23 protein-coding genes are annotated in these 24235 nt (G+C 62.0%); 7 read left to right on the forward strand and 16 right to left on the reverse strand.

Translation table 11 applies throughout. The features are described from left to right. The first annotated feature begins 42 nt into the window (after positions 1 to 42). The 6 genes from GM415_RS17575 (at position 43) to GM415_RS17600 (ending at position 5764) form a co-directional block, all read left to right on the forward strand. The gene (locus GM415_RS17575) at positions 43 to 408 is read left to right on the forward strand and encodes a hypothetical protein (RefSeq protein WP_158950504.1); all 366 of its coding nucleotides are present in this window, start codon (positions 43 to 45) and stop codon (positions 406 to 408) included. Positions 409 to 671: 263 nt separating this feature from the next. After that, positions 672 to 2273: an ABC transporter substrate-binding protein gene (locus GM415_RS17580; protein ID WP_158950506.1), complete on the forward strand. Its 1602-nt coding sequence runs from the start codon at positions 672 to 674 to the stop codon at positions 2271 to 2273. A 54-nt stretch (positions 2274 to 2327) separates the two neighbouring features. Continuing rightward, positions 2328 to 3323, forward strand: a complete 996-nt coding sequence (locus GM415_RS17585) for an ABC transporter permease (RefSeq protein WP_158950508.1) — start codon at positions 2328 to 2330, stop codon at positions 3321 to 3323. After that, positions 3320 to 4204, forward strand: a complete 885-nt coding sequence (locus GM415_RS17590; protein WP_242012292.1) for an ABC transporter permease — start codon at positions 3320 to 3322, stop codon at positions 4202 to 4204. The genes GM415_RS17585 and GM415_RS17590 overlap by 4 nt, the downstream gene beginning before the upstream one ends. A 2-nt stretch (positions 4205 to 4206) precedes the next feature. Next, entirely contained in the window at positions 4207 to 5130 is a 924-nt protein-coding gene (locus tag GM415_RS17595; protein ID WP_158950510.1) for an oligopeptide/dipeptide ABC transporter ATP-binding protein, read from the forward strand. Continuing rightward, positions 5123 to 5764, forward strand: coding sequence for an ABC transporter ATP-binding protein (locus tag GM415_RS17600; protein WP_158950512.1), 642 nt, complete (start codon positions 5123 to 5125; stop codon positions 5762 to 5764). Before GM415_RS17595 ends, GM415_RS17600 begins: the two co-directional genes overlap by 8 nt. Positions 5765 to 5823: 59 nt before the next feature. Here the strand turns inward: GM415_RS17600 and GM415_RS17605 are convergent, their stop codons facing one another. Genes GM415_RS17605 through GM415_RS17615 form a run of 3 tightly spaced genes read right to left on the reverse strand, consistent with a single transcriptional unit; the run spans position 5824 to position 9327 of the window. Then, positions 5824 to 6879, reverse strand: coding sequence for a hypothetical protein (locus GM415_RS17605; RefSeq protein WP_242012293.1), 1056 nt, complete (start codon positions 6877 to 6879; stop codon positions 5824 to 5826). A gap of 47 nt (positions 6880 to 6926) precedes the next feature. Beyond that, positions 6927 to 8036 (reverse strand): pyridoxal phosphate-dependent aminotransferase, encoded by a 1110-nt coding sequence (locus GM415_RS17610; RefSeq protein WP_158950516.1) that lies wholly within the window; start codon positions 8034 to 8036, stop codon positions 6927 to 6929. After that, the gene (locus GM415_RS17615) at positions 8017 to 9327 is read right to left on the reverse strand and encodes a hypothetical protein (protein ID WP_158950518.1); all 1311 of its coding nucleotides are present in this window, start codon (positions 9325 to 9327) and stop codon (positions 8017 to 8019) included. The genes GM415_RS17610 and GM415_RS17615 overlap by 20 nt, the downstream gene beginning before the upstream one ends. Before the next feature lie 150 nt (positions 9328 to 9477). Here GM415_RS17615 and GM415_RS17620 point away from each other — a divergent pair, with 150 nt between their 5' ends. Beyond that, positions 9478 to 10701: an MFS transporter gene (locus GM415_RS17620; protein ID WP_158950520.1), complete on the forward strand. Its 1224-nt coding sequence runs from the start codon at positions 9478 to 9480 to the stop codon at positions 10699 to 10701. Here GM415_RS17620 and GM415_RS17625 read toward each other — a convergent pair. The 13 genes from GM415_RS17625 to GM415_RS17685 all read right to left on the reverse strand — a co-directional run bounded on the left by GM415_RS17625 (position 10658) and on the right by GM415_RS17685 (position 23506). Continuing rightward, positions 10658 to 11689, reverse strand: coding sequence for a hypothetical protein (locus GM415_RS17625; protein WP_158950522.1), 1032 nt, complete (start codon positions 11687 to 11689; stop codon positions 10658 to 10660). The genes GM415_RS17620 and GM415_RS17625 overlap by 44 nt on opposite strands. Position 11690: 1 nt before the next feature. Then, positions 11691 to 11927 carry an acyl carrier protein gene (locus tag GM415_RS17630; RefSeq protein WP_158950524.1) on the reverse strand — a complete coding sequence of 79 codons (237 nt, stop codon included), beginning with the start codon at positions 11925 to 11927 and terminating at the stop codon, positions 11691 to 11693. 66 nt (positions 11928 to 11993) lie between these two features. Beyond that, on the reverse strand, positions 11994 to 13487 hold the full coding sequence (locus tag GM415_RS17635; RefSeq protein ID WP_158950526.1) for a class I adenylate-forming enzyme family protein: 1494 nt from the start codon (positions 13485 to 13487) through the stop codon (positions 11994 to 11996). A 44-nt stretch (positions 13488 to 13531) separates the two neighbouring features. Next, a complete protein-coding gene (locus tag GM415_RS17640) occupies positions 13532 to 14374 on the reverse strand; it encodes an FAD binding domain-containing protein (RefSeq protein ID WP_158950528.1) in 843 nt (280 codons plus the stop codon). Further along, complete coding sequence (locus tag GM415_RS17645; protein ID WP_158950530.1) at positions 14371 to 14850, reverse strand: (2Fe-2S)-binding protein; 480 nt, start codon at positions 14848 to 14850, stop codon at positions 14371 to 14373. The genes GM415_RS17640 and GM415_RS17645 overlap by 4 nt, the downstream gene beginning before the upstream one ends. Then, complete coding sequence (locus GM415_RS17650) at positions 14847 to 17132, reverse strand: xanthine dehydrogenase family protein molybdopterin-binding subunit (protein WP_158950532.1); 2286 nt, start codon at positions 17130 to 17132, stop codon at positions 14847 to 14849. The genes GM415_RS17645 and GM415_RS17650 overlap by 4 nt, the downstream gene beginning before the upstream one ends. Positions 17133 to 17383: 251 nt before the next feature. Beyond that, on the reverse strand, positions 17384 to 17938 hold the full coding sequence (gene satP / locus GM415_RS17655; protein ID WP_158950534.1) for an acetate uptake transporter: 555 nt from the start codon (positions 17936 to 17938) through the stop codon (positions 17384 to 17386). A gap of 383 nt (positions 17939 to 18321) precedes the next feature. Further along, positions 18322 to 18960, reverse strand: a complete 639-nt coding sequence (locus GM415_RS17660) for a LysE family translocator (RefSeq protein ID WP_158950536.1) — start codon at positions 18958 to 18960, stop codon at positions 18322 to 18324. Between the two features lie 269 nt (positions 18961 to 19229). Further along, positions 19230 to 20135, reverse strand: coding sequence for a choline utilization transcriptional activator (locus GM415_RS17665; protein WP_242012294.1), 906 nt, complete (start codon positions 20133 to 20135; stop codon positions 19230 to 19232). A 1-nt stretch (position 20136) separates the two neighbouring features. Then, positions 20137 to 21021: a lipoyl synthase gene (gene lipA / locus GM415_RS17670; RefSeq protein WP_158950538.1), complete on the reverse strand. Its 885-nt coding sequence runs from the start codon at positions 21019 to 21021 to the stop codon at positions 20137 to 20139. A 163-nt stretch (positions 21022 to 21184) separates the two neighbouring features. Beyond that, positions 21185 to 21574: a glycine cleavage system protein GcvH gene (gcvH, locus tag GM415_RS17675; protein ID WP_158950540.1), complete on the reverse strand. Its 390-nt coding sequence runs from the start codon at positions 21572 to 21574 to the stop codon at positions 21185 to 21187. A 45-nt stretch (positions 21575 to 21619) separates the two neighbouring features. Beyond that, complete coding sequence (lpdA, locus tag GM415_RS17680) at positions 21620 to 23035, reverse strand: dihydrolipoyl dehydrogenase (RefSeq protein ID WP_158950542.1); 1416 nt, start codon at positions 23033 to 23035, stop codon at positions 21620 to 21622. Between the two features lie 42 nt (positions 23036 to 23077). Beyond that, positions 23078 to 23506: an OsmC family protein gene (locus tag GM415_RS17685; RefSeq protein ID WP_158950544.1), complete on the reverse strand. Its 429-nt coding sequence runs from the start codon at positions 23504 to 23506 to the stop codon at positions 23078 to 23080. Between the last annotated feature and the right edge of the window lie 729 nt (positions 23507 to 24235).

Raw genomic sequence — 24235 nt, forward strand, 5'->3', positions numbered from 1 at the left:
CACCGCGCCGCCCTTGCTTCACGCTCAGCCGTGGCTGTGGCCGTGACCGTCGCCGCCCCCATGGGCGTGATCCGCGTCGTGGCTGTGGGCCCCGTGGTCATGCACGTGCTCGCCGTCCGCGTCGTGCTCATGGCCGTGGCTGTGGGAATGGGTGTGCACATGGCTATGCTCATGGGTGTGGGTGGTGCCGCCCTCATGGGTATGCTCGTGCACGTGGGCATGTTCATGCTCATGTGCATGATCATGGCTTCCTTTCCCGCCATGGGCATGCTGATGGGCCACGCGATCCTTGCCGAGATTGCAACCGCAGTCCTTGCACATATTCGCTCTCCTGTGCTTTTTCGTTGGCCTTCCCTCTACTACAAACATACTCCGTTCCTCCTGCCCGACAACCCCCGCAAAAAATGAAAATCCCGTACTGCGGCGGGCATATGGAAGGTGCGGCAGTATGACCGCGTTGTCACGAACCCAGGCTTCGTCCACTCGGCAAACATCTCTTCCCCGGCCTCGTCTCCATCCGCTCCAGGCCACATTCAACTAGCTGTTAAAACAGTTTTTCTCTCTATTTAGTTTTATGATTATATCTTTCGTAATCGTTTATTGACACGTTTTTTTAATAGGTGCTATCAAATGCTAATCTTTCCCAAACCGGTATACAAAGAGAGGAGTTCATGCACGCTTTCCGCAAGATCTGCGCAGGCCGTTTCGCGCTGGCCGCCGCCATCGGGCTGCTGGCCCTGGCGACCCTGGCCGTAACCCCGGCTCTGGCCAAGGACACCCTGACCCTGGCCATCAAGGGCGAGCCGGACGACGGCTACGATCCTACCCTGGGCTGGGGCCGTTACGGCAACCCCCTGTTCCAATCCACCCTGCTCAAACGGGATGAGAACCTGAATATCGTCAACGACCTGGCAACCAGCGCGGAACTGTCCGCCGACGGACTGACCTGGAACGTGACCATCCGCGAGGACGCGAAATTTTCCGACGGCTCCCCGCTGACCGCCGAGGACGTGGCCTACACCTTCAACACCGCAGCCACCTCGAGCGGTAAGGTGGACCTGATCAACATGGACAAGGCCACGGCCATCGGCGACTACACCGTGCAACTCACCCTCAAAAAGCGTGACACGACCTTCATCAACAGGCTCGTCAGCCTAGGCATCGTGCCCAAGGCGGCGCACGGTCCCGGCTACGCCCGAAAGCCCATCGGCTCCGGCCCGTACCGGATGGTGGAATGGAACGAAGGGCAGCAGATGATCGCCGAGCGGAACCCTCATTATTACGGCGCGGAGCCCTTCTTCAAGCGGCTGGTCTTCCTGTTCACCGACGAGGACACCTCCTTCGCCGCTGCCAAGGCGGGCAAGGTGGACGTGGTCGTGGTCCCGCAGGTGCTGGCCGTGCAGACCATCCCGGGCATGGTTCTCCACCCGGTCAAGAGCGTGGACAACCGCGGGCTCATGTTCCCCTGTGTACCGAACACGGGCAAGGTCACGGACAAGGGCTCCCCAATCGGCAACGACGTTACCGCCGACCTGGCTATTCGCAAGGCAATCAACCTGTCCATCAACCGCCAGGTCCTGGTCAAAGGCGTGCTGGAAGGCTTCGGCCGCCCGGCCTACGGCCCCTGCGACGGTCTGCCCTGGGACAACCCCGCGAACTCGTTCAAGGATGCCGACCCGAAAGCGGCGCGCAAGATCCTGGCCGACGCAGGCTGGAAGGACACTGACGGCGACGGCATCGTCGACAAGGATGGAATCAAGGCCGAGTTCACCATCATCTACCCGGCTGATCGCGCCATCCGCCAGTACCTGGCCCTGGCCGTGGCCGACATGCTCAAGCCCATCGGCATTCACGCCGTGGTCGAAGGCAAACGCAGCTGGGACGAGATCAAGCACCTCATGCACTCCAGCGTCATCGTCTTCGGCTGGGGCGCCCATGACCCCATCGAAGTATATCAGCTCTATTCGAGCCACCACGCAGGCGACGGCTGGAACAACCCCGGCTACTACGTCAACGCCAAGGTGGACGAATACCTTGACGGCGCCATCTCCGCCGAAAGTTACGAGGCCTCCCTAAACTTGTGGAAGAAGGCGCAGTGGGACGGCAAGACCGGTTCCGACGTTCACGGCGATGCGCCCTGGGCCTGGCTGGTCAACCTGGAACACACCTACTTCATCAGCGAGCACCTGGACGTGGGCGTCTCGCAGGTGGAGCCCCACGGCCACGGCTGGCCCATCACGGCCAACATCCAGAAATGGACCTGGAAAGATTAACCCCTTTCGCTCCGGCGGCGCGGATATCCCCCGCCGCCGGAGCCGGGAAATGATATGCACGCCATCTCTCCATCTTTTTGCCTGGGCAGGCTGGGACGCCTCACGCTGATCCTGTCGCTGGTCTCGGTCCTGGCCTTCACCCTGGTTTCCCTGTCCCCGGTGGACCCGGTCTCCGCCTACATCGGCATTGACCGCATGCAGATCAGCATCGAGCAGGAACAGCGCATCATCGAGCGCTGGGGGCTGGACCGCCCTGCGCCCGAGCGCTTCTTCATCTGGGCGAAAAACGTCCTCACGGGCGACTTGGGCCGATCCATGATCTTCAATGAGCCCGTAACCAAAGTGATCGGCAAACGATTCGTCACTTCGCTGTGGCTCATGGCCTCGGCCTGGCTCCTGTCGGGTGTGCTCGGCTTCGTCCTCGGAGTAGTGGCGGGAACCAACCGCAACTCCCTGGCCGACAGGGTTATCCGCCTGTACAGCTACACCCTGGCCTCCACCCCGTCCTTCTGGCTGGGGCTGGTGCTTCTGGCGGTCTTCTCGGTTTCCCTTGGCTGGACGCCCATCTGCTGCGCCACTCCGCCAGGGGTGTCTCCCGACGACGCCTCGCTGTGGGAGCGACTGCACCACCTGATCCTTCCGGCCGCCACCTTGTCGGTGATCGGCGTGGCCCAGATCGCCCTGCACACCCGTGAAAAGACCATCGACGCCATGCACAGCGAATACGCCCTCTTCGCCCTGGCCCAGGGTGAATCCCGGACAGGCGTGGCATGGCGTCATGCGGTGCGCAATGTTGCCCTGCCCGCCGTTACCCTCCAGTTTGCCTCCCTGGGCGAACTGTTCGGCGGCTCGGTCCTGGCCGAGCAGGTCTTCTCCTATCCGGGGCTGGGCCGGGCAACGGTCGAGGCGGGCATCCGGGGCGACGTGCCCCTGCTGCTGGGCATCACCTTGTTCAGCGCCGTGTTCGTCTTCTCCGGCAACCTCATCGCCGACATCCTTTACGGGGTACTCGACCCGCGCATACGGATCGGTGCGGAGGAGGCGAAATGACCACCATTACCCGCAACCCTTCCCCGTCCGAACGACTCTACTTCATCGCCTGCCGGATGCGTCTCATGGACGGCAGGGGTCGTGCCGCCTGGGTCATCGGGCTTTGCCTGGCCTACTTCGCCGTGCTGGTTGCATCTTCCAGGTTCATGAGCGACTCGGGACTCACCACCGATTTCCTGCACAAGAAGTTGCCGCCCTGCCTGGAATATCCCTTCGGCACGGACTGGCTTGGCCGCGACATGCTGGTGCGCACGGTCAAGGGGCTGACCCGCAGCCTGGGCATCGGCCTGCTCGCCGCCACGGTCAGCTCCGTGGTCTCCGCCGTGCTCGGAACCCTGTCCGCCACCATGGGCAGACGAACCGACGCCGTGGTAACCACGCTCATCGACCTGATCATGGCCACCCCGCACTTGGTCCTGCTCATCCTGGTCTCGTTCGCCTGCGGCGGCGGGGCCACCGGGGTGATCATCGCGGTGGCCGTGTCCCACTGGACCCGGCTGGCGCGGATCATCAGGGCGGAAATCCTGCAACTCAAGCAGGCGGAATACATCATGGTCGCGCGCAAGCTCGGACGATCACCCTGGTGGATCGCGCGCAGGCACATGCTGCCGCACATCATCCCCCAGTTCACCATCGGCCTGATCCTGCTCTTTCCTCACGCCATCCTGCACGCGGCCGGGCTGACCTTCCTCGGCTTCGGACTCTCCCCGCACAACCCGTCCATCGGCATCCTGCTGTCCGAGTCCATGCGCCACATCTCGACCGGCTACTGGTGGCTGGCTATCCTGCCCGGCCTGTCCCTGCTGGTCACGGTCAAGCTCTTCGACGTCCTGGGCAACAGCCTGCGCGTCATAACCGATCCCAAAACCAGCCAGGAGTAACCATGCTGTCGGTAACGAACCTGTCCATCGAATTCACCCGCTACGGCTCGGGCTGGCAACGCCGGACCCTGCATCCGGTGCGCGACATGTCTCTAAACATCAGGGGAGGAGAAATTGTGGCGGTGGTCGGATCAAGTGGTTCGGGGAAAAGCCTGCTGGCACACGCGGTCCTCGGCCTGCTGCCGAAGAACGCCCGGGCCACGGGCGATGTCCTGTTCAAGGGGGACCCCGTGACCCCGCGCACCGTTGCCCGACTGCGCGGCAGGCAGATCGCCCTCATCCCCCAGTCCGTGGCCTACCTGAACCCGCTTTGCCGGGTGGGCAGGCAGGTCTACCGGGCGTCTCGCCTGAGCGGCCAGTGCTGCCGGGACGCGGTCCGAAGCACGGATTCGGCCTTTGACCGCTACAGGTTGGCGGTCGGAGTCAAGTCCATGTATCCGTTCCAGGTGTCCGGCGGCATGGCCCGGCGGGTCCTCACGGCCACAGCCACGGCGGGCGAGGCCGACCTGCTCATCGCCGACGAGCCGACCACGGGGCTGGACCCGGCGGTTGCCCGACAATCCCTGACCCATCTCCGGGAACTGGCCGACGCGGGCAAGGGCATCATGCTCATCACACATGACATCGACGCCGCCGTGGGTATCGCGGACCGGGTGGCCGTCATCTATGCCGGGACCACGGTGGAACTGGCTCCGGCCAGAGCCTTCAACGGCGGGGGAAGGCTCCTTCACCCGTATACCCGCGCGCTCTGGAATGCGCTGCCCCAGCAAAATTTCCAATACGTCGGCGGCAACCAGCCCATGGAGGACCTGATGGTCGAGGGATGCATATACGGCGACCGGTGCGCCGCGAGGACCGAAGATTGCAACCGGCCCCAACCGCTCCGCGCTGTTGGCGGCGGCCACGTGAGGTGCTGCCATGCTTAAGGGAGACCGGCTATTTTTCCGTTACGAATCCACGCCCTGGATCATCGAAAGCCTCGATTTCGCCATCCGGCCGGGAGAGATTGTCGGTCTGCCCGGCCCCAGCGGTCGCGGCAAATCCACCCTAGCCAAACTTCTGGCCGGACACCTTGCGCCGCAGCAGGGAGCGGTCACCTGCGACGGCCAGACCCTGCCTACCCGCCGCTTCTGCCCGGTGCAGCTCATCTTCCAGCACCCGGAGTTGACCATGAACCCGCGCTGGAAGCTCGGCGACAGCCTCAATGAAGGATGGAGACCCGACGGGCGTACCCTGGAAGCCCTGAACATCGAACCAGCGTGGCTTTCACGCTACCCGCACGAGCTGTCCGGTGGAGAACTGCAGCGCCTCGCCCTGGCCAGAATCATGTCCCCGGAGACGCACTATCTCCTGGCAGACGAGATGACCGCCATGCTCGACCCCAACACCCAGGCCCTGGTATGGGACGCGGTCCTCGATTGGGCCGCCCGATATGGCGTAGGCGTCCTAGCCATCAGCCACGACCGCCACCTCCTGAACCGGGTGTCCCACCGCATCGACGACACCTTCGCCCCGGAGGAGTTCCTAGAACCGCAGAAACCCTGCCGGGCAGCGGCCTGACGCGAGAGTCAGGTGCCTTCGCAACACGTTATTCAGGGATACAATTTTAAGAACAAGGATCAGTCGGCGTCCTGAAGCGTCCGCCAGTCCGCCTCGACCATTTCCAAAATGGTTTTGGCTTCCTCGGAGTGAAGCAGCGGCTTGGTGAAGTCCGGGGTTCCGGCCACCTTCTGCATCAGCAGGGCATCCCGATCGAACCACACGGGCAACAGCCCGCCGAAAAAGAAGCCCGCCCTGTGGGCGATACTCGCAGCGACGGAAACCCCGGGAAGCGATAAGGGCAGGATGAGCTGGTACGCATGCATGTCAGGATACTCCCGCTCCGCGTCGGCGAGGCGTTCGGCAAAACCGGCGCCAAGGGATTGGACTTCCATCCTGAGCACCCCCGCATCGCCCACGGGCTGCGCCGAAAGTCCGGTCTCGCCCGAGGCTACGAGCTCTTCCTCGCTGACGGAGTCCGGCAGGAACGCCCGATCCAGGTCCAACCGTCCGTAAATTTCCCGAAGCTGCGCGTCGTATCGCTCAGGGAGATAGAGCTCATCGGGCCGGTTATTCAACAAGACGAAGCCGTCCAAAAGCGAGATGCGGCCGTACCCATTCTCCTCGCCGGGCCTGGCTGGCATGGGTTCCATCTCCAGTGCGCAGTGGTGGCCGTTGATCAGCCGGGCGAGTTTCTGCGTGGTGACGTGGTCGCACACGCTCTGGCCGTAGATGACGTCGAGCCCCAGGTGTTCGGGGGGATTGTTGTGTATCTTGCGGGCCAGCCGCAACCCCACCGACGTGGTCCGGTAGTCCGGGTGGACCATCCAGGACCCGGCCTCCATGATTCGCTTGCCCGGAGCCGAACGAAACAGGGCGTACAGGCCGACGACATCGCCCTTTGGCGTGCGCCCGACGGCCTGGAACAGATCATCACCCGCATTGATGCGGACCAGCGCATCCGGGTCGTAGACGTGGTCCACGGGAAACATCTCGCCGTAGATGGCGTAATAAAGGCGCGCCACGCCAATGGCGTCCTCCGGCTTGAAATCGTCAACCACGAATTTCTGGCCCGGTTCGATGACATAGGCTTCTTTCCGCAGCCGGGCCAGGTTCTGCTCTCTGGTATCGCTCATCTTCATTCTCCATTCATATCACTACCCGGCCTGTAGCCGGGGAAATATCATCGAAAGAGTTCTTTCAGGACCGCGCAGAACTCCTCAAGCACCGGCTCCCGCACCAGGCTGACGCGAATCCAGTCCGGGAAGCGGAAGCCCGTCATGGTGCGCACCAGGAATCCCCGGCGCAGCAGCTTCCGCTGCAGCAGGGTGTCGGAGATGGGGGTGCGGATCATGGCATAGTTTCCCTCGCCGATGACGTGCTCAAACCCAAGAGAGTCACAGGCCTCGCGGATCAGCTCGCGGCCCCGGCGCACCATGGCCAGTGTCTCAGGGATGAACTGAGACCGGTCCAGCACGGCGGCCCGCGCGGCCATCTGGGCCGGGGTATTCACCGAATAGGCCACGTGCGCGCGGCTGATGATATCCGTGACCTCTTCACCCGCGCAGAGGTAGCCCACCCGAAGCGCGGCCAGGGCGTACATCTTCGAGAAGGTCCTGAAGACCACCAGGTTGGGGTACTCGTCCAGCAGGCGGATGCAGTCCGGGTAATCGGGCTGCTCCACGTATTCGAAATAGGCCTCGTCCGCCACCACGATGCACCGCCCGTCCACCGCGTCGAGGAAACGGCGCATGGTGGCCTCGTCCCAGTAGGTGCCGGTGGGGTTGTTGGGGTTGCAGACGAAGATGAGCTTGGTCCGGTCGTCCACGGCGGCCAGCATGCCGTCAGGATCGAAACGGAAGTCCCGGTCAAGGGGGATCAGGCGCGGTTCGATGCCGGAGAACTCCGCCACCCACTCGTATACCGCGAAGGTCTTGTCGGCGGTGACGATGTTGTCTCCCGGCTCGCAGAACGCCTTGACCACGCTGGAGATCAGCTCGCAAGAGCCGTTGCCCACCAGGAAGCGCGACCGGTCCGGCCCGAGGACCGAGGACAGGGCCTCGCGCAGGTCCTGGCTGTCGCCGTGGGGATAGATGGGCACGATCCCCGCCTCGATCCCATCCAGCAGCTCGCGCACGGCGGGCGAAGGGCCGAGCGTGTTCTCGTTGTTGTTGAGCCGATGGAGATGGTCCAGGCCGTTCAACCGCATCAGCACGCTGTCAGGCGGGCTTGGCCGGTAAGGGTCGAAGAGCCGGATGTGCTCCGGAATGAGATTATCGAGCTTCAGGGACATGGCGGAAGATCAGGGTATCGGACTGCCCGCCGTGGGGCAGCATGAGTTCGGGGCGAAAGCCGCATTGTTTCAGGTGACCGCCCAGGGCGGCATGCCATCCCTTGGCCAGGTCGATCTCGAAGAAAATGTTCCTGTAGCCCGAAGACGAGAGACAGGCCACGTGCCGGGCGAGGTTGTCGCCGATGTCCGCGCCGTTGAGCTCCGGATGCAAAAGGGCCTCGCTCATGCCGGGGGTAAGATGCGCACCGATCACAGAGGCGTCCGGGATGGCCTCGCCGAAGTCCTTGACCGGACGCAGGTCGCGCATCATCTCGAGGGTGTCGTAGCGGTCGCGAAGAAAATCCGCGAAATCATCGTGCACCCAGGCCGTCGCGCCAAAATCCTCCTGCAGCACCCGCCCCCAGACAGGGAGTATGGCCGGTTCCTCGGAGTCCCCGAGCAGATACGGCAGCTCGGCCAGCAGCTCGAACCCGTGTTCGGCCAGCGGCCCGGTTGCCAGATTGCTCAGGACGGTTTTGATCCGGGTCCGGCCCACGGTCTGCAACAGGGCGGTGACCAGATCCCTGGCGACGGAGCCGTCCTCGGAGAAGTCATACGGTCCGAAAAAGGCGGCACTCCGGTCGGAGCGCATTTCCCAGAAGATAATCCCGCACAGGCGGCTGCCCGCGTCGCGAGCCTCGATGGCGAACAACTTCCCGGCACGGATCAGATCAGCCGTCCGGCCCGGGTTTGCGCACCACTCGGGCGTCAGGTGCGCCGGATAGAGCTCGGCCATGGCGCTGCATGCCTCGAACAGCACGCCCGCGTCTTCCGCCGCGGAGAGGACCGGCTGTCCCTGAACCTTGACCCGTTCCGCCGGAAACAGCTCGGGCTCGGGATAGGCCTTGTCCACCCGCAGGACGATCTCCATGCGTCGTCCCTCCAGCCCCACCTTGAACCCGTCGGTCATCCGCGAGGCCAGCAGCAGGGGCAGGCAGGTCAGGTCGCACGCATCGCCCCCCGCGTCATGGACGTAGGCCAGGTTCATGGCCGACAGGTCGACGCCGGCCGAGGAGAAGGAAAACCCGATCTCGACGCCGGTGGCCACGGGACAAATGGCCGTCTCGATATCACCGGCCTCGGTGGAGGCCAGGAACAGGAGCAGCTCTTCGGAGCAATGGACCAGGCGCAGGGTCTTGGCCGGACCCAGGCCGAAGACGGTGCCCGCCTGCTTGGCCGCGGCCTGCACAAGCGGGGCCCAGGCGGCCTCGGCCGGAAGATGAAGACGAATGCACGGCTCGGTGGTTTTCACAAAAATCCTCGCTGACGAAATTGACGAAATCGCGGCGTCCTCGACGAACGCCTTTACAAAAAGCCTCCCGGAACGGTAATCGCAGTGGCGGCGTCATCCCGCACCCTGATAACCGAAAGCTTTCAACGGCTTAAAGCGAGCGTCGCAATCATGCCTCTTATCCCCAGAAATGACAACTCGTTACTGACTCCCGAGTTCTGTCTCCTCATGGGCGTCACCTTCCTGGCCTTCTGCAACATCTCTCTGTTCTACGGGCTGAACGACTATCTGGAGGCACGCCACATCCCCTCGTTCTGGCGCGGCGTACTGCTCGGGCTCGAGCCCTGCACGGCCCTCCTGGTCAGGCCGCTCATCAGCCCCTTTCTCTCCGTGCGCAACTGCCTGCACGTGGTTGCAGCCTCGCTGCTGATTCTCATGACCGCCCTGCTTTCCTATTCCGCCGCCGACACGCTCTTGGCGCTGGCGGGGGTCAGGGTCATCCACGGCCTGGGCTTCGTGCTGCTCGTGTCCGCGGTGGCCGTGCTGCTGGTTGCCTTCCTTCCGCCGAACCGGGTCGGCCAGGGGTTCGGGATCTTTGCCATAGCGTCCTTACTGCCCTATGCCGTGCTGCCTCCGGTGGTCGAACGGCTCCTGCTCCTGGTGGGCAGCGAACCCAGAGTCTACGCCCTCTTCGCCCCGGCACTGATTCCCGCCCTGCTCGTGCTCCCGTACCTCCATCGCCGCCTCCGGCGCATGGACCTCGACGGAGCCGCAGCACACCGCCGCCCCACCTTCGCAGACATCACAGCGGACCTCCGCTCGCCGGGAATCGGACGGCTGCTGGCCGCCAACGGCCTGCTCTTCACTGCAACCACCGTGGTATTCTTCTTCATGAAAGACCGGCTGATGGCGCTCGGGATGCACAACGTGGGCCTATTTTTCAGTATCTCCACGGCGGCCACCATAGCAGTACGCGTCTTCTGCGGCAGGCTGATGGACAGCGTGAACAGGGCCATCATGCTGGCCGTGACGCTCACCGCCCTGGCAGGGGTTATGGTGCTCTTCAGCGTAACCGGGACTGTCGGCCCGCTCTACGCGCTGGCCGGACTTTACGGACTCTGCATCGGCTTTGCCATGCCCCAGCTCAATGCGGCCATGTTCGTCATATCGCCTGCGCACCTTCGCGGGCTCAACACCAACCTGATGTTGTTCACCATGGACGCGGGGTATGTCTTCGGACCGTTGCTGGCGGGCGGACTGCTCAACGCCGGGGTGCCGTCCGCGAGCCTCTTCGCCTGTTTCGCGGTGGGTCCGCTGCTCGGCGCATTGCTGACGTTGAGGCTGGCCGGGCTTATGCGCCGGCACGCTCCCGATAGGACCCGCGCAGACGGTTAAGAATCTCCCTGGCCCGGTCCGAATAGAGCTGCGACCGCTCCCACTCCGGTTCGGCGATCAGCTTCTGGAGCAAGACCCCGTCGTCGTCGAACCAGCGCGGGATGAAGCCCGCAGGGAAACAACCGCGCTCTAGCAGGATTGCCGCAGCCACACCGCACTCCGGGACACCCAGATTCAGAAACCACTGCACGTTGACGCATCCCTTTCGGGCGGCGTCCTCCTCTCTTGCCCGCACATACTCCATGAAATCAGTGCCCGGACGCGTAACGTGCACCCGCAGCACGCCCGCAAAGTCGAAGAACTCCACCACCGCCTCGGTGGCCGCTTCCGTCAACCCGCCTTCGGCCGCAATCGCCGTGCGACTCGGCTCATACCCGTCCATGAAAAACGCGAGCGCGTCCTCCAGCCCAGGCGGGACATGCACGATGCGTCCGGGAGCCCCGGTATCCCTGCTCTGGTAGAGGCAGGACACACGGCCCTCGCCCTTGTCCGGCAACAGGTCCAATTCCATGCCCGTCTCCATGAAACCGTACAGGGAACTCAGATGCTGCGTGGCGATGGTGTCGCATACGGCCTCGCCATAAATGGCAGCCACCTCCGGCGCCGTGGCCGGTCCCTCGATAAGCTCCTTGAACAGGAAGAACAGCATGAAGGAGCTTCTGTAGTGGGGATGGGTCATGCCCAGACCGCACTCCAGCAACCCCTTAAACGGAGGCGACGAACGATACAGGGCGATGTGCCCCGCAATGGAGCCGTCCTCAAGACGGGCCACCATGGAGCGGACGTTGCCGCTCTCCTGCTCCACGCGGATTGCGTCGGGGATGTAGTAGGCATCAATGGGGTAGGCGTCGTCGTACACAGTCAGGAACAACCGGGCCAGCCCTTCCGCGTGTTCGGGCTGAAAGGGCACCACCTCGAAAGGAAGGTCCGGCAGGACCGGGTCCGGGATGGCGCGCAACGCCTCAATGGCCTGCCTCCTGGCGGACATGCTACTGCACCTTCGAGTTGATGAAACAGACGATGTCATTGACGGTCCGCAGGGTAATGGCGTCGGCGATGGTCAATTCGATAGAGAACTCGCGCTGCAGGGCCACGGCCAGGGAAGTCAGGGCGAGAGAGTCCACTCCCTGGGTCAGCAGGGGCTGGTCCGGGTCTATCCCCTGCAATGTTTCAGGGGTGACAACGGTGGAAAAGAGCTCGAGAACGTCAGCGGTGGTTACAGACATGATGGGGTTCCTCTATTTGGGTATGACTAAAAGGGATGAACTGGCCGTCGTGGGAAAAGGTTGCGCTTAGCGTAAGGCAAAACGCTGAATCTTTCCAAGCGGGGTCATGGGCATGTCCTCACGAAACGATATTTCACTGGGAACCATGAACTCGGGCAAGCGATCTGCCGCGTATTGCCGCAGCTCATTCATCAAATCCCGGTCCGCCTCGAAGCCGCTCGCGGGCACAACATGGGCGCGGACCAGGGAGAACGCCCCCACGGCACCTCCGGTGACGGCACACTGTGCCACGGCGGGATGTTCCAGCAGGACATTTTCCACCCGCACGGGCGACACCCACTGGCCGCCCGCCTTGAACATGTCGTCCTTGCGCCCCAGTACGGTCACCACACCGCTCACGATCCGGGCCAGATCGCCGGATAGCATCCACCCGTCGGCGGTGAACAACGCCTCCGTCTTTTCGGGCATGTTCAGGTATCCCCTGGTCAAGGACGGGCCCTTGAGCGCAAGCTCACCCTCGGTTCCGTCCGGGACGGGCCGGTGCTCTTCGTCCAGGACCGCCGCCTCATACGGAGGCAGTACCCGCCCCACCGTGCCGGGGGTGAAATCCGGCGGCCGGGTGCTGATGTTGATGGTCATTGATTCGCTGGAACCGTAAGCCTGCCAGATGTCGATGCCCATCTGGGTCTTCCAGGCGGCTTGAATGGCCTCCGGCAGCCCTTCTCCCGCAGCCATGCACAAACGCAGATTGGCGAACGGAGTGGCATCGGCAACGCTCATGAGCAGCATGGTGTAAAAGGTGGGGGACGAGGTGAAAACCGTGATCCCGTGCTCTGCAATCACCTTCAGGATGCCGGACGGATCGGGCTTCTCTCCATACAGAAACGTCGCCGCACCGACCCAGAGCGGGAGACTCAGCGAGGACATGAGGCCATAGGCGTGAAACAGCTTGGCCGTGCTCAGGATAACATTGTCCGGCCCAAGCTCGGTGCAGGCTGTGCCGGATTCGGCCACGACACGAAAATCGGAGTGGGTATGGGGAATGCCCTTGGGGCGGCCCGTGGTGCCAGAAGTATAAAAGATTACGGCCTCTTCGTCCCCGGCCACGGGATGGGGAGCGAAGTCGTCCGGCAGTCCTTCGGTGAATCGTAAAAGGGCCTGATCATCCAGGGCAATCGCCTCTCGCCCTACGGCTGACGCCGCGTCAAGGGCGGGATGCCCCGGATTGGCAAAAACGAGTTGAGCGCCGCAGTCCTCCAGGTAAGCCTCGTAATCCGACTGCATCACTCGGTTGTTCACGACCGCCGCGCTCACGCCCGCCAGGAGGCCGCCGAGAAACACAACCATGGAACTCAGGCTGTCCGGCATGGCGATGAGAATCCGGCTGCCGGGCTGGGCTCCCTTGTTCCGCAACGCCTGGGCCATGCGTTTGGCCATGGCGGCCAGCTCGGCATACGTGACCTTGCCCCCGTCACAAATCAGGGCGGTCCTGTCAGCCCAGCGGGCTCCGCGATCCAGCAGCAGCTCGGCGGCGAAATTATATTCGGGTTGTGCGTTCATCCGGTTCCTCTTCGTGTTGAGATTACTTCGCCATTGCGAGGTGCCTAGTGCGCCCCCGAGATCTGCGCCAATCGCAACAGCAGATTGGCTGCCACCTGTCTCCGATACTCGGCGCTTGCCCGAACGTCGCTGATGGGGGACACGGTGTCCCGCACCTTTTCGCCCGCCTCGCGAAGGGCTCCCAGCGTCAGGGAACGTCCTTTGAGCAAAGCTTCGGCCTCGGGGCAGCGGATCACCATCGGGCCCACACTCCCCCACGCAAGCCGCGCTTCGGCGATGACGCCATCCTCGACCCTGAGCAGAGCCGCAAGGCTGACCACGGAGATGGCCAGGGCCTTTCGACGCCCGACCTTCTCAAAATACTGGATGGTACGTCCCTCGGGAATGGGTATGATGATGGCGGAGAGCAGCTCCCCGGGAGCCAGGGCCATTTGTCCCGGACCCACAATGAAATCGTTAACCGGCATGGTCCGCACCCCGGAGAGAGAGCGCAGCTCTACCTCCGCACCGAGAGCGTACAAGGGCGGGAGCATATCCGCTGCGGGCGAAGCGGTGCAGACGTTTCCGCCGAGGGTGGCCATGTTGCGCACAAGCGGGGACGCGAACACCTTGGCAGCGCCGTGCAGCAGGGGCAGACGCTCCCGCACGGCGGCATTCTCCAGCACGGCGGTCATGGATGTGGCCGCCCCGATGCGGATACGGCCGTCCGAGATTTCGAAGCCGGCGAGGTCCGCCACCTTCTCCAGACAGACAAGGGTTTCCGGCCTGTTCTGCTCCGCGCGACACCGAACCAGCAGGTCGGTGCCTCCGGCCATGACGTGGGCGTCCGGCTCAGCGCAGAGGGCCTCCAGGGCCGCTTCGACGGTGGCGGGGAAAAGTACGTTCATTCGTCCCTCCCGCACCCACTTCCCAACCGCTTTGCCGCGTCCTCCACGGCGTCAACGATCTTGTGATACCCGGTGCAGCGGCAGAGGTTGCCGGACAACGCCTCGCGGATTTCCTCCCGCGTCGGATCGGGGTGGCGCTCCAGAAATTCGGCTGCGGTGACGGCGATGCCCGGCGTGCAGTAGCCGCACTGGACCCCGCCGAGGTCGGCCAGGGCCTCCTGCACCGGGTGCGGCCCGTCCGAGGCCAGCCCCTGCGCGGTAATCACGGCGCGGCCGTCCAACTGGGCGGCCAGCATCAGGCAGGAGAGTCGTGGCACGCCGTCGACCAGGACGGTGCAGGCTCCGCATTCTCCGGTGCCGCAGCCCTCCTTGGGAGCGGTCACGCCGCAGCTCTCCCGCAGAATGTCTACGGCGCGCGCCCCGCCGTCCACCTCAAGGGTACGGGCTTCGCCATCCAGCACAAAGGATATGATCATGAATTATCTCCGTCGAACGCGGCCAGGATTCGTTCCGGGGTAAAGGGAGCCCGGGTCATGGGCAGCCCCATGCGCAACAGGGCCGACGCCACCGCCGGCAGCGGCCCGTTCATGCCCACCTCGCCGATGCCCTTCATGCCGAACGGACCGGATTGCTCCTCGGTCTCCACGGCGTGGGACTCGATGTCCGGAAGGTCCCCGGCTCCGGGAATGACATAGTTGCTCAGGTCCGTGGTCAGCAGCCGCCCGCCCTCGGCGAAGCAGTCCTCCCACAGGGCATAGCCCAGCCCCTGAGCCACCGCCCCCTGCACCTGCTGCTCGAAATTCTGCGGGTTGAGCACCCGCCCGCCGTCAGTGAAGGCGACGTAGTCGGACACGGACACGTTTCCAGTAAGTTCGTCCACCTCCACACGCGCCAGATGCGCGGCATAGGGAAAGATGAGATGGGGAAAGCCGAGCCGGAAAGCCTCACCGCCCTCCGGGACATCCTGGGTCACGGGCATCATGGCCTCGCCGATGCAGAACCGGTCGTCGGGATGGAGCATCCCCACCAGGGCTGCCAGGGGAAGCTCCTGACCGGTGACGGCATGGCGGACCGCGCCGGGGACCAGTTCCAGAACGGAAGCGTCGTCCACCATGAGCACCATGGCCGCCCGGTGCAGCAACTTGTCCCGCATGGCCTCGCACGCCTTGATCAACGCATTGCCGTAGGTATAGGTCGTCCGCCCGGCCGAGGACGAGCCCGAGGGGTGCGACCGCTCCGTGTCTGGCTGGACCAGCTCCATCAGGGACTCGTCCTGCTGCAAAATTTCGCACGCCATCTGCACGAAGGTCGGGCTGTTGCCCTGACCCATGTCGCTGACGCTGTTGTAGACCCGGAAACGCCCTTCTTCGGTCAGCCGGACCTTGGCCACCGCCGAATCCGCCAGCCCCCGGCCATAGCCCATGCCGTTGTGCACGGCGGCGATGCCGACCCCGCGCCGGGTCAGCGGCGGGGCCTCGCGCACCCACTGGTCGCGGGACTGCCAGAACGGATGGCCCCGCAATCCGGCCAGACATTCCTTCATGCCGGTTGAACTGATCATGCCCACGCCAACGCCGTTTCTGTCCCCCGGCCGGAGGGCATTTTTCGCCCGCAGCTCCAGGGGATCCATGTCAAGCTTGGCGGCCAGCCGGTCCATCACGCCCTCGAAGGCGAAGCAGACCTGGGCCACGCCGAAACCGCGAAATGCTCCGGCCACGGGATTGTTGGTGTAGACGCACCGGCCATTGGCCTCCAGGTGCTCCACCCGGTAGGGACCGCTGGCGTGCTCCAGACCGAGGGCCATGATCTCCACGCCCAGATGGGCATAGGCCCCGGTGTCGTAGTCCAGGTCGCAGACCAAGGCGGTCAGGGTCCCGTCCGCCTCGGCTCCGAGACGAAAATGCATCCGCGCCGCATGGCGCTTGTACCCCGCGAGCAGGCTCTCCTCGCGGCTCCACCACATCTTCACCGGACGGCCTCCGGCATGCATGGCGGCCAGGGCCAGGAGGCACTGGACCGTGGCCCCGTCCTTGCCGCCGAATCCGCCGCCGAGATAGGGCGCGGTGAGGTGCAGCCGGTTCGGAGGCAGCCCCAGCGCCCGGCCGATCTCGAAGCGATCGCGGAACGGGGCCTGGGTGGAGACGGTCATGTGCAGGGTGCCGTCCTCGTCCATGCGCGCCGTGCCGTTCTCCGTCTCCAGAAAACAGTGCGCCTGCTGGGGGGTGAAAAAGGTCTCCTCGACGATCACCGCGCAATGGGTCAACGCCTCACAGGCGTCGCCCTTGCGCAGGGTTGCCTCTTTGAGGATGTTGCCGGTCTCCAGGTCGTGAACCCGGGGCGCATCCGGGGCCAGGGCCGCGTCCAGCCCGTCCACCACGGGGAGTGATTCGATGTCGAGGATGATGGAGGCCAGCGCCTCGGACAGGACCTCCCGCGTCTCGGCGACCACCAGGGCCACGGCGTCGCCCGCGTGACGCACCTTGTCGCCGCACAGCACCGGCATGTCCCAGTGGATGAAGCCCTGCCGATTCTCGCCGGGCACGTCCTCGGCGGTCAGCACCGCCACCACGCCGGGCATGGCCTTGGCCCGGGCCGTATCCATGCCTCGGATCACCCCATGGGGGACTCCGGCGCGTAACGCCCCTGCCCAGAGCATTCCCTCCGGGTATTCATCGGAGGCGAACCGCTCCCTTCCGCACGCCTTGTCCATGGCGTCGAAACGGCGGGAACGGGAACCTATGGTCTGCACAGATGGCATGAGAACTCCTCGGTTTGAGTGGCGCAAGAGTGAAACACCCGACATGGATTGTCAATAATACCCGAACATCCATACGAATTCTTTACATCTTACGAAGCCGCCAGACCGTACTTGCGGTAATTCGACGACACCGGGAACCAGCCTATTAGAATGAAAGGGATATGCAGAACTATACTTTCAGGCACAAAAAAGGGGTTCCAAGCACATGCTTGGAACCCTGATTTTCAATGGCGCCAAAGCCCCTGGATGGATCATCCAACGGGCAGGACAGTGCGGCCGAATTGCTCATTCAGCACTTCGGCCATGGCGAGGTAGACGGCGGAAGCGCCGCAAAACATGCCTTCCCAACCGGCGATGGTGCCGATGGATTCGTTGTGGGTGAAATCACGAATGGCGAGCAGGAAAAAGAGGACGACCAGGGAGGAGAAAACAACCTGCAACGCCTTATTCGCCTTCAAGGTTCCGAAGAACATGAACAAGGTGAAGATGCCCCACATGGCGAGGTAACATCCCATGAATCCGGGGGGTGTCGGCTCGGCCCACCCCAGTTTGGGCATGACGATAAGCCCGACCAGGGACATCCAAAACAGACCGTAGGAAGTGAAGGCGGTCGTACCGAAGGTGTTGCCCTTCTTGAACTCCATGATCCCGGCGATGACCTGGGCGATGCCGCCGTAAAAAATGCCCATGGCAAGGATCATCGAACTGATCGGGAAAAACCCTGCGTTGTGGATGTTGAGCAGGATGGTGGTCATACCGAAGCCCATCAGTCCGAGCGGACCGGGGTTGGCAAGTTTCGCTTCCATTGGGGATTCTCCTCACGCAACTGTCACAATAAAAACGCCACGCAATGAAAAGGGTTATAAAAAAGCTGTTGGCGTGGCAGGTGTGTCGCTGCGACTAAAATTGTGCACTTCAATGCCAGATTTGTCTTGATTGGTCGAGAAAAAACAGCACATTTCCCATGGAATCAAGGGAACTCCCCACCACTCCGTCAAAGCCCCGCCTCACCTCCTCACCATCACATCAAAACACATCTACTCGATATATCATGTATTCTTGTCCATCCCCAAAAAAGGCTCAGTAGGAATCTCCCCCTAAGCCTCAACAATCCATAGTCGGAAATGGATGCAACCAGAAAGATGGCCTCTTGGATACCCTCCAGGCATACCCAAGATCCATGGCGGGATTACACCCGGTCGCTTAACAGGATACCGCCCCCCATGGCGATGAACAGGCCTCCGGTAATCTTGTCTATTCTGCGGCCAAAATCCTTGAAAGAAAAGCGCCTTCCAAAGGAAGCGATCAGGTACGAATACCCCAGGTGGACTGTGGTTACGATGCCGCAGATCGTGACAAACATAATCGAAAACTGCTCATAGGCAGGATGTGCGGCATCAAGAAACTGCGGCAAAAAGGCCGAGAGAAAAATCAGCGTCTTGGGATTGCTCGCGGAAACGCCGAACGCTTCCCAGAACAGGCTCCTGCCGGATCTGGCTGGTGACATTTCCGGATCGGTCTCCACCAAAACGGATTTCCTCTTACGGGAGGCCATCAGGTTCTTGATCCCCAAGTACACGAGATAGGCGCCGCCAATCGTTTTCATGATCACGAACCAGAAAGGCAACTCCTGGATGAGATGGCCGACACCGACAGCGACCAGGCAAACAATCAACAGCTGGCAGCACAAATTCCCCAATACGGTGACAAATGCGGACTTCCAACCGTGCCGGATACTGTTTTTCAGCACCAGCAACACATTCGGCCCGGGCGACAGCGTCGTCACCAGATAGGCCAGAAAAAACATAATCCACATTTCGATCTTCATACGGATCTCCAAGAGAACGGCCACCCAGGAACAAGCTGATCTAAGCCGTTTAAAATTATATCACAATCGTGAACAACTCACGCCAGTGCAGCGTATTTGAAATACCCCACGCAAGACGAGAGCAAAGATGGACAGTGTGCGTTATTCCGCCGGAAGTCAAACCTGGCTTCAATTTGCCAATGGACTAAAAAAAAGGCTCAGGAGAAAACCCTCCCAAGCCTTTGCAACTATTTGTGAAGCCTGACCAGCTCGCGCCCAAGGCGGTTGGGTCAGGTCGCCTGTTCGCCACCTCTTTTGCGGGAGGCCTTGATAAGTATTTCGGTAACGTACCGGGCAGAGTTGCGGGTGGTCCAGTAATCGGTCACGTAGCGCTCGTAAACCTCCTCGGCCAGATCATACCCCTTTTCCCGCGCCCAGCAGGATATCTTGCGATAGGTTTCGTGGATGCTCTCGTGCGGCCCGAGATGGTAGCAGGAAACCATCATCTGTCCCCCGAAATGATAGGCGTGCTTGTCCTTGACCGGCATGAGCGGCTTCTGGAGAATCTTTACCGGCTGCGCCCTGTTTTCGACCCGGTCCTGCATGGAGGAAAAACGAATCAGCACCGGACCGGTGGTCTCGTTGCCCAGCGACTCGATGTAATTGGTGAACTCCAGGTTGATGATGGAGCCCTCAATGTCGTTTTCGAACACTTGATCGTAATACAGGAGGGTTGAGGAATCGACGAACTTGGACCCCACTTCACTGATATCGTTTTCCAAGACGGTCTCCGCCTCCTGGATGAGTGCATGCCAGTCCTTGACCGAGACGCACTTGCGCCGGATCATCTCCTGCTCCGTCTCCAGCTCACTGATCTTGTCCTGAAAACGGCGCTGGAGCCGACGGTAGACGTTCTTCGAGTCGCCCTTGATGAACTCCTTCATCTCCTCCAGGCTGAACCCCATCTGCTTGTAATACTTGATTACGGGAACCGCGAGCAGGGACTCGTAGGTATAGTAGCGGTAGTTGTTGTAGTCGTGCCGCTGCGAAGGGATCAGGCCTATCTCGTCATAATAACGCAGGGTCTTCCGGGACATGTTGCAGATCTTGCTCATGTCGCCGATGAAATAGCGGGACTTGGGTTTTACCATGTTCTCAGCGCTCTCCCGGATAACGCCTTCTTCAACCGTGGGCATCCTATGCCTCCCCCTTGCCGATCCCGGCAAACAGGGCCGCATTGTAGGACGACCGGACCAGGGGGGCGGAATACATGTGCGCGACCCCCTTCTCCTCACCGTGGCGGGCGTATTCACGAAACACGTCGGGGTGGACGTAGCGAACCACTGCCGGGTGGCTCATGGACGGGCGCATGTATTGCCCGACGGTCACTATGTCGCAGCCGACGGCGGAAAGGTCTTCGATGACGCCGAGCACCTCGTCATCCGTTTCGCCCAGGCCGACCATGAGGCCGGATTTGGCCACGCAACCGGCACGCTTGACGCGCGCGATAAGTTCGAGGCTCTGAGCGTAGTCCGCCTGGGGCCTGATATCCGGATAATGCGCGGGGGCGGTCTCCACGTTGTGGTTGATGACATCCGGGCAGGCCTCGATGACCTGACGCAGGGCGTCCCCGTCCCCCTGGAAATCGGGAATAAGGACTTCGATGGTGGTCTCGGGCAACACGGCGCGAATGGCCCGGATGGTAGCGGCGAAATGTCCTGCGCCGCCGTCGGGGAGGTCGTCACGGGTGACCGAGGTGACCACCGCATGCTTGAGGGACAGCCGACGAGCGGCCTCGGCGACGCGGGCCGGCTCCGATGGGTCGAGAGGAGCCATTTCGCCGCTCTGGATATTGCAGAAGGCGCAGTTGCGGGTGCAGGTGTCGCCCATGATCAGAAAGGTTGCCGTGTGCTCGGAAAAGCACTCGAACATGTTCGGACACTTGGCGCTCTGGCAGACGGTGTGCAGGTCGAGGTCGGCCACCAGTTCACGGGTGGCCGTATAGGTCCGGTTGCAGGGAATCCTGACCTTGAGCCAAGGAGGCAGACGCAGGTGCGTTTCGGATGTTTCGGAAGAGCGCATTGTTGACCTCCTGCAATGGAAGGATGCATGGCCGGGGCCTTGCCCTGAAAAGGCTGTGGCTTTGTCGGGCAGGCCCCGGTATCAGGAACGGTTTCGAGGGCGTGAAGCCGCTCCAGGTTACCCCCATGCCTTGCGCCGGCATAAGGGTCGGGGTCGGATTGAGTTACTTGATTTGCGCCTCATAGTCGGCGTTGCTCAGCAACTGGGACTTGTCGGCCTCGGCCTCCACGGTGATGCGGAGCATCCAGCCGTCGCCATAGGGGGAAGTGTTGACCTGGGACGGGTCGTCCTCCAGGCTGGAGTTCACTTCGGTGACGGTGCCGTTGATGGGCATGTACAGGCTGGATACGGCCTTGATGGACTCAACGGTGCCGAATTCTTCACCGGCGGCAAAGGATGCTCCGGTCTCGGGCAGGTCCACGAAGGCGACCTCGCCGAGCTGTTCCTGGGCGAAATCGGAGATGCCGACAACGGCGGAGCCGTCTTCGGCGATGCGGACCCAGGTGTGCTCGGGGTGGTACAGGACGTCGTTGGGGAAAGTCAGTTCACTCATGATTATCTCCTATGATGATGCGATGTTGGTGGTACGATCTCCGCTTCAGCTACCCTGAAGCCAGCGCTCGCTTGCCTCGTACAGTCCTTCTGCGAGGGTCGGGTGCGCGTGGATGGTGTGCGCGAGATCAGTGGCGGTGAGGCCCTTGTTGATGGCCAGGGCGGCCTCGGCAATGAGATCGGTGGCGTGAGCTCCGGCGATATGGCATCCAAGGACCTTGCCGCTGCCCTGCTCGCAGATCAGCTTGAACATCCCGGGCAGTTCGCCCATGGCCTGCGCCTTGCCAAGCTCGCGGAACTGGAAGACTTCGGTGCGGACATCATGCCCTTTGGCGATGGCCTCGGACTCGGACAGACCGACGGTGCCGATCTCGGGAGAGGTAAAAATACCGGCAGGGATGACGCTGTAGTCCAGCGTCCTGTTTTCGCCGAAACAGTTGGCAACGGCGCACAATCCCTCTGCAGAGGCGACATGGGCCAACATGACGCGCGCCGGGCCGAGCGCGTCGCCGATGGCGTAAACGCCATCCACGGAAGTGCGCATGCCCTGGTCGGCCTTGATCCAGCCCCGACCGTCGGTCTCGACACCGGCCTCTTCCAGCTTCAGCCCGCCGGAATTGGGAACACGCCCCACGGCCACAAGCACCATGTCCGCCTCAAGAGTGAAATCAGGGCCGTCAGCCCCTTCCACAAAGGGCGAAGCGCCGATGACGCAGGTGACCTTTCCGTTTTCGACGGTCGCGCTTTTCACGGTCTTGGCCAGCTCGCACTTGATACGGTGTTTCTTGGCCTCGCGCTGGAGCAATCGGCTCATGTCCTCGTCCACAGACGGGATGGGCAAGAGACGGTCAAGCCCCTCGACAATGGTCACTTCCGCTCCGAAGGCACGGTAGATGAACGCCAGTTCGCACCCGATCACGCCGCCGCCGACGATGACCATGCGCTCGGGCACGTGATCAAGGTTGAGGGCGTCGTCGCTGTTGATGATATGCGTATGATCGACGGGCAGGGACGGCAGGTCGAGCGTGCTGGAACCGGTGGAGATGATGATGTTGTCGTTCTTGATCTCCTCGGTGCCCTCTTCCGTGCGAACCAGGACGGTGCGGTCGGCCGTCAATTCAGCGACCCCGCGCACGATGCGGATATTCAGGGAAGCGCAGGTCTTCTCGAGGCCGCCGCACAAGACTTTGCGAACGCGATCCTTGCGTGCGACCACGGCGCTCATGTCCGCCTGGAAAGAGGTCGCTTCACCGGAGGTAATGCCGAACTCCTTGAGCCGGTTGGCGGTCTCAAGGGCTTCGGCGGAAGACTTCAGCGTTTTGGTGGGAATGCAACCGGTGTTGAGACAGGTTCCGCCGACGGAGGCCTTTTCGACCAGGGTGACCCGAGCGCCGCGGCGGGCTGCCTCAAATGCGGCGACGTATCCCCCCGGCCCCGCGCCTATGATCGTGATGGAAGGCATGTGTACTCCTCTTTTACTGTGGTTTTCCCCATAAAAGGGAGCTTAGTCTTCTTCCAGGTGCATGTTGTAGGTTACGGGAAATGCGTTGTGCAGGGAGGCGGTGACAAGACAGCCCTGCTTCATGATCTTTTCCACGCGATCAAAAATGAAGCCGTACTCCTCATCCATGTAGACGGTCACGTCCAGGACGATACCGGTGACACGCGCCCGCTTCTTCTCGTCCAGGCCGGTCTCCAGAGTGGCGGTTCCGGTAATGCGGTCATAGGTGGCGCCGCGAGTTTCCAGAGCCTTGCCCAGCGCGCCGCAGAAGCAGTAAAGGGCTGCGGATGCGAGAAACTGCTTGGCGGTGCCGCCGCGCTCGTCCTCGGGAACGCCTTCATAATTTATGTCGATATCGCCAAGGATCTTGGATCCGGTGTGAATGGTCTGTTTTTCGCCTTCACGATCGTAGGAAACGATAACTTCAGCCATGGTTGTTCTCCCTTGTGATTTTTTAAACGAGGCCGTTTGTGGCGAGCCGATAGCACAGTCCATGCCAACCGGCTCAATCGCTATGGGGGTGGGGACGCATCCTTGGAGAGGACACATCTTCAACGCAGGATTGGACAGATGCAGCCCTCCGGAAACGACTAAGTTGTCGTGCACGACAGGAGATGAATTAGGAAATACAAATGATTGCGGCAGAATAGAGGGATGCGACAGATAAGTCGCACCTTACACCAGAACCCGGAAAGCGAGCAGACAATCCCTCCATCCCAATGAAAAAACGGCATATTTACTGCTCGCCAGAACAGACGACAGAAATGTCGGCATGAGTGGCCCACTCAACCCGACAGCGCCGCCGCCCACCTCCCATAGCGATTCCATTCCCGGCCAAGGGACTGCAAACATCGATGGATAAGAGCCATGAGCATCAAATAATAAATGCTCAAGACAACTCGATAGAGCACAATACGTTTGTAACGGCCCCGCCTGGCGCATCACCAGATCCGCTATTCATACATTTACATTATATACCCGGATGCCAGGCTGAGTCAGCATGAGGAGAGCCGCGTTTTCACCGCGCGAAAAGGGAGACGAATTTATCGCATTTGCGACTAAATTGTCGCCACGACACAACAGGCTGTAATCATGTATATTTTGCTTAAACCTGGCGATTTGCGACGAAAATGTCGCAGAATGGTGCCGTAAACAGGGGCT

This window comes from Pseudodesulfovibrio cashew (assembly GCF_009762795.1).
GTDB classification, from domain to species: Bacteria; Desulfobacterota; Desulfovibrionia; order Desulfovibrionales; family Desulfovibrionaceae; genus Pseudodesulfovibrio; species Pseudodesulfovibrio cashew.

Excerpts from the sequence above, each read along its gene's own strand:
- satP (WP_158950534.1), bottom strand. The coding sequence starts at position 17,938 with ATGGAAGCGAAACTTGCCAACCCCGGTCCGCTCGGACTGATGGGCTTC.
- lpdA (WP_158950542.1), bottom strand. The coding sequence starts at position 23,035 with ATGCCTTCCATCACGATCATAGGCGCGGGGCCGGGGGGATACGTCGCC.
- GM415_RS17595 (WP_158950510.1), top strand. The coding sequence starts at position 4,207 with ATGCTGTCGGTAACGAACCTGTCCATCGAATTCACCCGCTACGGCTCG.
- GM415_RS17600 (WP_158950512.1), top strand. The coding sequence starts at position 5,123 with ATGCTTAAGGGAGACCGGCTATTTTTCCGTTACGAATCCACGCCCTGG.
- GM415_RS17650 (WP_158950532.1), bottom strand. The coding sequence starts at position 17,132 with ATGCCATCTGTGCAGACCATAGGTTCCCGTTCCCGCCGTTTCGACGCC.
- GM415_RS17685 (WP_158950544.1), bottom strand. The coding sequence starts at position 23,506 with ATGGCTGAAGTTATCGTTTCCTACGATCGTGAAGGCGAAAAACAGACC.
- GM415_RS17640 (WP_158950528.1), bottom strand. The coding sequence starts at position 14,374 with ATGAACGTACTTTTCCCCGCCACCGTCGAAGCGGCCCTGGAGGCCCTC.
- GM415_RS17585 (WP_158950508.1), top strand. The coding sequence starts at position 2,328 with ATGCACGCCATCTCTCCATCTTTTTGCCTGGGCAGGCTGGGACGCCTC.
- GM415_RS17580 (WP_158950506.1), top strand. The coding sequence starts at position 672 with ATGCACGCTTTCCGCAAGATCTGCGCAGGCCGTTTCGCGCTGGCCGCC.
- GM415_RS17630 (WP_158950524.1), bottom strand. The coding sequence starts at position 11,927 with ATGTCTGTAACCACCGCTGACGTTCTCGAGCTCTTTTCCACCGTTGTC.
- gcvH (WP_158950540.1), bottom strand. The coding sequence starts at position 21,574 with ATGAGTGAACTGACTTTCCCCAACGACGTCCTGTACCACCCCGAGCAC.
- GM415_RS17645 (WP_158950530.1), bottom strand. The coding sequence starts at position 14,850 with ATGATCATATCCTTTGTGCTGGATGGCGAAGCCCGTACCCTTGAGGTG.
- GM415_RS17590 (WP_242012292.1), top strand. The coding sequence starts at position 3,320 with ATGACCACCATTACCCGCAACCCTTCCCCGTCCGAACGACTCTACTTC.
- GM415_RS17635 (WP_158950526.1), bottom strand. The coding sequence starts at position 13,487 with ATGAACGCACAACCCGAATATAATTTCGCCGCCGAGCTGCTGCTGGAT.
- GM415_RS17610 (WP_158950516.1), bottom strand. The coding sequence starts at position 8,036 with ATGTCCCTGAAGCTCGATAATCTCATTCCGGAGCACATCCGGCTCTTC.
- GM415_RS17665 (WP_242012294.1), bottom strand. The coding sequence starts at position 20,135 with ATGCCCACGGTTGAAGAAGGCGTTATCCGGGAGAGCGCTGAGAACATG.
- GM415_RS17625 (WP_158950522.1), bottom strand. The coding sequence starts at position 11,689 with ATGTCCGCCAGGAGGCAGGCCATTGAGGCGTTGCGCGCCATCCCGGAC.
- lipA (WP_158950538.1), bottom strand. The coding sequence starts at position 21,021 with ATGCGCTCTTCCGAAACATCCGAAACGCACCTGCGTCTGCCTCCTTGG.
- GM415_RS17605 (WP_242012293.1), bottom strand. The coding sequence starts at position 6,879 with ATGAGCGATACCAGAGAGCAGAACCTGGCCCGGCTGCGGAAAGAAGCC.
- GM415_RS17660 (WP_158950536.1), bottom strand. The coding sequence starts at position 18,960 with ATGAAGATCGAAATGTGGATTATGTTTTTTCTGGCCTATCTGGTGACG.
- GM415_RS17620 (WP_158950520.1), top strand. The coding sequence starts at position 9,478 with ATGCCTCTTATCCCCAGAAATGACAACTCGTTACTGACTCCCGAGTTC.